Consider the following 222-nt stretch of genomic DNA (forward strand, 5'->3'; position numbering starts at 1 on the left):
CGCCCGTTCTGATGGAGAAGCTCGCCGCCGATGAACTGAGCGTTGAGCAGTGTCAGGCGCTGTGTCTGGAAGACGATCAGACCCGTCAGGTTGAAATTTTTGAGGGCGTGAAGGCCAGTTACAGCAATGCCCCTGCGCATTTACTGAAAAATGCCGTGACGGATACCGAACTGCGTATCACCTCCCCGCAGTTCCTCTTTATCGGGCGGGAAGCCTATGAAG

1 protein-coding gene is annotated in these 222 nt (G+C 55.4%); it reads left to right on the forward strand.

All coding sequences use genetic code 11. The features are described 5' to 3' along the window. Window positions 1-222: hypothetical protein (locus COJ96_RS25490; RefSeq protein WP_218936528.1), on the forward strand; the 222-nt coding region annotated here is incomplete at both ends.

Source organism: Bacillus sp. AFS073361, from assembly GCF_002567005.1.
GTDB lineage: Bacteria > Bacillota > Bacilli > Bacillales > Cytobacillaceae > Neobacillus.